The sequence below is a fragment of the Acinetobacter sp. UBA6720 genome, from assembly GCF_002454215.1.
Taxonomy (GTDB): Bacteria; Pseudomonadota; Gammaproteobacteria; order Pseudomonadales; family Moraxellaceae; genus Acinetobacter.
Genome location: NZ_DKIK01000157.1, coordinates 1 through 6,249 on the forward strand (window position 1 = coordinate 1; position 6,249 = coordinate 6,249).

The 6,249-nt window shown below is 40.1% G+C and carries 6 protein-coding genes; 4 read left to right on the plus strand and 2 right to left on the minus strand.

What is annotated here, in order from left to right; translation table 11 throughout:
• Window positions 1–45: 45 nt before the first annotated feature.
• A complete protein-coding gene (rpsU, locus tag B4F08_RS13805; protein ID WP_001136722.1) occupies window positions 46–261 on the minus strand; it encodes a 30S ribosomal protein S21 in 216 nt (71 codons plus the stop codon).
• Window positions 262–407: 146 nt separating this feature from the next.
• On the opposite strand from rpsU, the gene tsaD reads away from it, so the two are divergent.
• Window positions 408–1,424, plus strand: a complete 1,017-nt coding sequence (gene tsaD / locus B4F08_RS13810) for a tRNA (adenosine(37)-N6)-threonylcarbamoyltransferase complex transferase subunit TsaD (RefSeq protein ID WP_110975289.1) — start codon at window positions 408–410, stop codon at window positions 1,422–1,424.
• Window positions 1,425–2,012: 588 nt separating this feature from the next.
• Window positions 2,013–2,681, plus strand: a complete 669-nt coding sequence (locus tag B4F08_RS13815) for an isochorismatase family protein (protein WP_291374832.1) — start codon at window positions 2,013–2,015, stop codon at window positions 2,679–2,681.
• A 93-nt stretch (window positions 2,682–2,774) separates the two neighbouring features.
• Here the strand turns inward: B4F08_RS13815 and B4F08_RS13820 are convergent, their stop codons facing one another.
• Window positions 2,775–3,647, minus strand: coding sequence for an ATP-binding protein (locus B4F08_RS13820; RefSeq protein WP_119063501.1), 873 nt, complete (start codon window positions 3,645–3,647; stop codon window positions 2,775–2,777).
• A gap of 202 nt (window positions 3,648–3,849) precedes the next feature.
• Here B4F08_RS13820 and B4F08_RS13825 point away from each other — a divergent pair, with 202 nt between their 5' ends.
• Together B4F08_RS13825 and B4F08_RS13830 are read left to right on the plus strand one after the other, a co-directional pair.
• Window positions 3,850–5,361, plus strand: coding sequence for a DUF3336 domain-containing protein (locus B4F08_RS13825; protein ID WP_086208382.1), 1,512 nt, complete (start codon window positions 3,850–3,852; stop codon window positions 5,359–5,361).
• Window positions 5,336–6,160 (plus strand): serine/threonine protein kinase, encoded by an 825-nt coding sequence (locus B4F08_RS13830; protein ID WP_291374835.1) that lies wholly within the window; start codon window positions 5,336–5,338, stop codon window positions 6,158–6,160. The genes B4F08_RS13825 and B4F08_RS13830 overlap by 26 nt, the downstream gene beginning before the upstream one ends.
• Window positions 6,161–6,249 lie beyond the last annotated feature (89 nt).

Below are 6,249 nucleotides of genomic sequence, written 5' to 3' on the forward strand. Positions count from 1 at the left end.
TAAAGTAGTCATTATTTAGTCCAGACAGTCAATCACAAATTAATCTTAGTAAAGGCGAGTAGTACGTACTGATTCACGCGCCAATTTCTTTTGGTAGCGTTTAACAGCAGCAGCTTTTTTGCGCTTACGTTCTTGAGTTGGTTTCTCGTAGAATTCGCGCTTACGAACGTCAGCCAAAACACCCGCTTTTTCGCATGAACGCTTGAAACGACGGATAGCTACGTCTACTGGTTCGCCTTCTTTCAATTTAACTTGTGGCATGAAGAATCCTCATTAAGTTATGGATAAGATCAGGGCGATATTGCCCATGATCACAAGTGAAGGTCAGTATTTTACTCATTTACATCTCATACCACAAGTCTATAATGGTTCACGCAATAGATTTGATACAGGTTATAGGCAGTTTAATGATCGTTTTAGGCTTAGAAACATCTTGTGATGAAACAGGACTTGCCCTTTATGACAGCGAGTTGGGTTTGCGTGGGCAAGTGCTGTACAGCCAAATTAAACTGCATGCAGAGTATGGTGGTGTAGTGCCTGAGTTGGCTTCACGCGATCATGTACGTAAACTTATTCCCCTCATAAATCAGTTGCTTGAGGAAAGTGGGGTGCATAAATCTGAAATAGATGCTGTAGCCTATACACGTGGTCCAGGGCTGATGGGCGCACTCATGACAGGTGCATTATTTGGTCGGACTTTGGCTTTTGCCTTAAATAAACCTGCAATTGGCGTACACCATATGGAAGGACATATGTTGGCTCCGCTTTTATCAGCGACACCACCTGAATTTCCTTTTGTGGCACTTTTGGTTTCAGGTGGGCATTCTCAGCTCATGGCCGCTTATGGTATTGGTCAATACGAGCTTTTAGGCGAATCTATTGATGATGCCGCTGGTGAAGCTTTTGATAAAGTGGCGAAAATGATGGGTTTACCTTATCCAGGTGGCCCGAATATTTCAAAACTGGCTGAGCAAGGCGACCCAAATGCTTTTGCTTTCCCGCGTCCAATGTTGCATCAGGGGTTAGAGTTTTCATTTAGTGGTTTAAAAACAGCCGTATCTGTGCAAATGAAAAAATTAGGTGACGAAAACCGAGATGCGGATATTGCGGCGAGTTTCCAAGAAGCCATCGTGGATACTTTAGTGAAAAAATCAGTCAAAGCACTGAAACAAACGGGTTTAAAGCGTTTAGTAATTGCTGGTGGTGTTAGTGCCAATAAACGCTTACGGGAACGTTTGGAGGCAGATTTAACCAAGGTTCGCGCTCAAGTCTATTATGCGGAGCCTGCACTGTGTACAGATAATGGGGCCATGATTGCTTTTGCGGGTTATCAGCGCTTAAAAGCAGGGCAGCAAGATGGACTTGCAGTAACCACTACGCCGCGTTGGCCGATGACGGAACTCACCAACCCAAGTGAAGTTTAAAGATTTCATTGAAACACTTAAAAGCCCAATTTGTTTTATTGGGCTTTTTTATTTGTTTCAATAAAGTGGATCTAACCGAATGAGGTATATAAATAGGTTGTGTGAACTTTGGCTCATGTTGGGCTTGGCTGAAATAAAAGGGTTGGTCTTGTTTGGAATATGTATCTTGCCTTGACTTATGCGCTTGGATTTGACTCGTGCTAATGATATTTGCGTATAGAGCACATGATTATTGATTTTAAGGAAGAATATTGAAGTCACGTGGTTTCTAAAGCGATTTGTAAATCTATTTTTCAAAGGTCTTGGCTGGTATTAAATAAATAATTTACAACAATTTAATTTGAATTTACTGTTTGATGAAATTGGTCTGGGATTATCCAAATTGACTGGAAAAATTACAAGAGAGAACATGAATGTTCTTTCTGAAGGGAGTTTTATTGATTAGTTTATATAAAAGACAGATATAGTTATTTTAAATAAATAGGTCATCATTTTTATAACTTTTAATGATATGTCCATCTGTCTTAGGAACTTCCATTGCAACAATGGGGGCTACACAATTAGAAGAAAATGTTAGAGGTGTTTATCATGACAGCAACTAATGGAATGTTAGATCCAGATGATTCAGTTATTTTATTGATAGATCATCAAAGTGGACTTTTTAATACAGTACGGGATTTGCCTGTACCTGATTTACGAAATTATGTCATTGCAATTGCAAAAGCAGCAACATTGTTAAATATCCCAGTGATTACTACTGCCTCTGTGCCAGACGGGCCAAATGGGCCTTTAATCCCTGAAATCCACCATTTTGCACCCCATGCGGTTTATGTTCCTCGTACTGGACAAATTAATACATGGGATAATCCACGCTTTGTTGATGAAATTAAGAAAACAGGCAGAAAAACTTTGATTATTGCGGGAACCCTGACCAGTGTATGTATGACATTCCCAGCCGTAAGTGCACGTAAGGAAGGCTATAGTGTGTATTGTGTTGTAGATGCTTCTGGTAATTGGAATAAGATGGCGACGGATACATCAATTGCTCGTGTTACCCAAGCTGGTGCGATTCCAACTGATACTTTCGCCATTGTGGCTGAGTTAATGCGCACTTGGAACCGTCCAGAAGGTTCTCGTTTTGCTGAAATTATTTCTGAACATATCTGCCCAGAATATAAGTGTTTAATGGAAAGTTATGCAAAAGCGCAAGCAGTTGTGAAAGATGGACCTGAAACGAACTTAGACAAGTATCAATAAACTGAAATTAAACTTAGTTTTTTCTAGTAACTAGATTACAGCACCCCAAATGTTATATAGATTTTTGGGGTGTTGTTGATTTAAACAAAAATATTAAATTTGTTTGAGTTGCTGTGAACCAATCCAATGTTTAGAGAACTGATACGCTGCACGTCCAGAGCGCTGACCACGCGCCTGACACCAACGCAATGCCTCAGCACGTACTATGTCATCCATGCTGATCTGAGCTTTTGATAAGTAATGCTGTACGATTTCTAAATACAAGTTTTGATCCATTGGATAAAAAGACAGCCACAATCCAAAACGATCAGAGAGTGAAATTTTTTCTTCAATCGCTTCTTGTGGGTGTAGTTCGTTATATTGTGGTACATCGACACGAGTTACAGGTGTATTTTCATGCATAAACTCGGGTAATAAATGACGACGGTTACTGGTGGCATAAATAATAAAATTACTAGAACCAGACTGTAAAGATCCATCCAGCACACTTTTTAAACTGCGATAGTTTTCATCTTCTGCGTTAAAAGCTAAGTCATCGCAATATACAATAAATTTTTCAGGACGTTCTGCGATGAGCTTTTGAATCTCAGGTAGTTCAGATAAATCATCACGTTCAATTTCAATCAGTCTTAACCCTTGCTCTGCATATTCAGTTAATAAAGCCCGCACAATAGAGGATTTTCCTGTACCACGAGAGCCTGTGAGCAGGACGTCATTGGCAGGTAAACCATTGAGAAATTGTTCAGTATTTTGTAAAACTTTCTCTTTTTGGCGCTCAATCCCTTTTAAGTCATTCAATTCGACACGCTTGAGTTGATGAATGGCTTTTAATTCACCATTTTGCCATTTAAATGCAATCGCCGAGAAATCAGGTGCTTGTTTAACTTCGGGAAGGCTTTGCTGTAGCTGTTGGAGTACAGTCGATAGTGTTTCTAAGATATTGTTGGGTAGGTCAAGAGTTGCCATGATCAATCAGTTTATAATTACACTTGGAATTGATATTAACACCCGATTTAGGTACATCAAACCCTTAAAATGGCACTAATTTGCCAATTTTAGGCTTGAAATGGCAATTGTAATACTCCCATAATTTACACATAGTCGTTAGACTAACTCTGGCAATGTTAATGATGTTTTAGGAAAATAAAAAAAGTGGGTGAGGACAAATATGTTGTTTAAAGATTTCACACGGGAAATCAACCCGCACCAAGCCTATCGCATTAAAAAACTAAAGCAGCAGTTAGCACAGGCGGAAAATTATACTGAGTGGAAAAATATTGCGCTGAAGATTGATGAGGAATCAGGGGCGCAAGAGTGGAAGTATGATAACTGTTCACCTTATTTTGATGCAGAAGTGATTACCCATCGCTTAGGATTGTTGAAACGCTATCGCCAACAAAAACGAACGACTGATCTAATGTACCTTCTGCGTGAAGGTTTAAGCTATGATATTGCCAATATTGCTCATCCTATGCTGTTCACAGCAACTTATGTGGGCACCAAAAAAATTATTGAAGACTATATTGATGAAGTCAGCCTAGGTTTAGCATTTGTGGCATCTACGGATTGCCAATGTCTAGATAAACAACAAAAAATTGAATTTTTTCAACATTGCCAAAAAGCCTTTGGACAACCTGCACTGATGTTTTCAGGTGGTGCAACTTTGGGGTTATTTCATACAGGTGTATGTAAGGCTTTGCTTGAACAAGATCTGATGCCAAAAGTACTGTCTGGTTCGAGTGCTGGAGCCATCATGACGGCTATGTTGGGGCGAGCGACTCCTGCTGAGATGCTGAGCATCTTAAATGGTGAAAACTTCTTTACTGATGCTTTTCAATTTCGGGGTTTTCGTGAAGTTCTAAAAGGCAATGGTGGTTTGGCTGATGTAAAGCATTTAAAAAGCTTTTTGATCGCGAACTTAGGTGATGTGACTTTTGAAGAGGCTTTTAAGCAGTCAGGCTTATACAACAATGTCGCGGTTGCACCTTATGATGCCTCACAAAATGCACGCATCATGAATACTTTTACTTCACCGGATTTATTGGTGTGGAGTGCTGTCTTAGCGTCCTGTGCTGTGCCAATTTTGTTCCCACCCGTCAAACTGACCAGTAAGCGACATGATGGTTTATATACGCCCTATATGTCTTCTACGCGCTGGGTGGATGGTAGTGTGCGTAGTGATTTCCCTCAGGAAAAGATGGCGCGTTTATACAATTTAAATTACACAATTGCCAGTCAAGTCAATCCACATGTCGTGCCCTTTATGCAGTCGGATGAAGCACGTTTCCGTAAAGACATGCTGAGCTGGCCTGAGCGTATTGTACGTCGGCAGGGTAAAGTAATTAGTAAAGGTGTCATGGACTTTGCCCGCGAACGTGTAGGTAATATCCCGCCGATCCGTCGTTTACTGGACCATGGCTATGGTGTGGTTGATCAGCGTTATTATGGCGATGTAAATATTGTGGGGAAATATGGTCTACGCCATTATAGTTATATGTTACAAAATCCACGGCCACATCTGTTTAAGCTCCTACAACGTGAAGGCGAGCGTGCAACTTGGCCTAAAATTTCAATGATTGAGACACATGCCCGTGTTGGTAAAACGATTCAACATTGTTTGGAAGTCTTAACTGAGTTGAATACGGCAGAAATGAATGAATCCGAATTCTTGGCAGTTTGATCGTCAAGAATTGAACATGCTCGAGTTGTCGCTTCATACTCCGACTCAGCGTTTGAGTTGGGGGAGACGACTTTATCGCTTTGAAGTTGCAGGGCAGAGATATTGGTTAAAGTTTCAATTGGCATCCAGTTATTCCGTACTTATTGATGGTTTTAATGCAGAGTTCAGCTTTTATCAGCATGCGCTTGCGATGTCGCCACAACCAACGTTTTTGCCTGAAGTACAAATTCTTGAAAATTTTGAGTTTCATTCAGAGCAGGTGAGTGCTGCGCTTATTTTAAAAGACCTGCCACCTTTACTTGTAAGAGATCCGCGTCAGTTAAGTTGTGATCATGTCATTCATATCATCTTCAAAATGTTGAATGCTGTAGAAGAATTACATCAGATGGGCTGGATTCATGCTGACTTAAAACCTGCACATTTTTTGTTGGCAGGTTCGACATGTAAATTGATTGATTTTGAGCAAAGTCAAACAATTGGTGGAACTGGACATCAACAAACTATAACTGCAACGCCACGCTATATGGCACCAGAGTTATTTCATGGTGAAGCAAAGACAGTACAAACTGATCTTTACGCACTGGGCATTATTTTACTTGAGTGGCTGAGCCAAAGCCGTTTACAGGCGCAAAGTTATCAAGATTGGGCCTATTTACATTGTCAGTCATTAGACATAGATCTTCCACAAGGTTTTCAATGTTTTAATGCACTTTTAACGGGGCTTTTGACCAAGCAAAAAAGTCAAAGACTTCAGAATATCATGGACGCAAAACGATGCTTAATGACTGAAATTGAATGAGAAAAAGCCAAGTATAAGGTTTTTGTTTCTTATTTAATCAAATGAGTGGGTATTTCTTAAAAATCGCTTGTCATGCGAAAATGATCCCT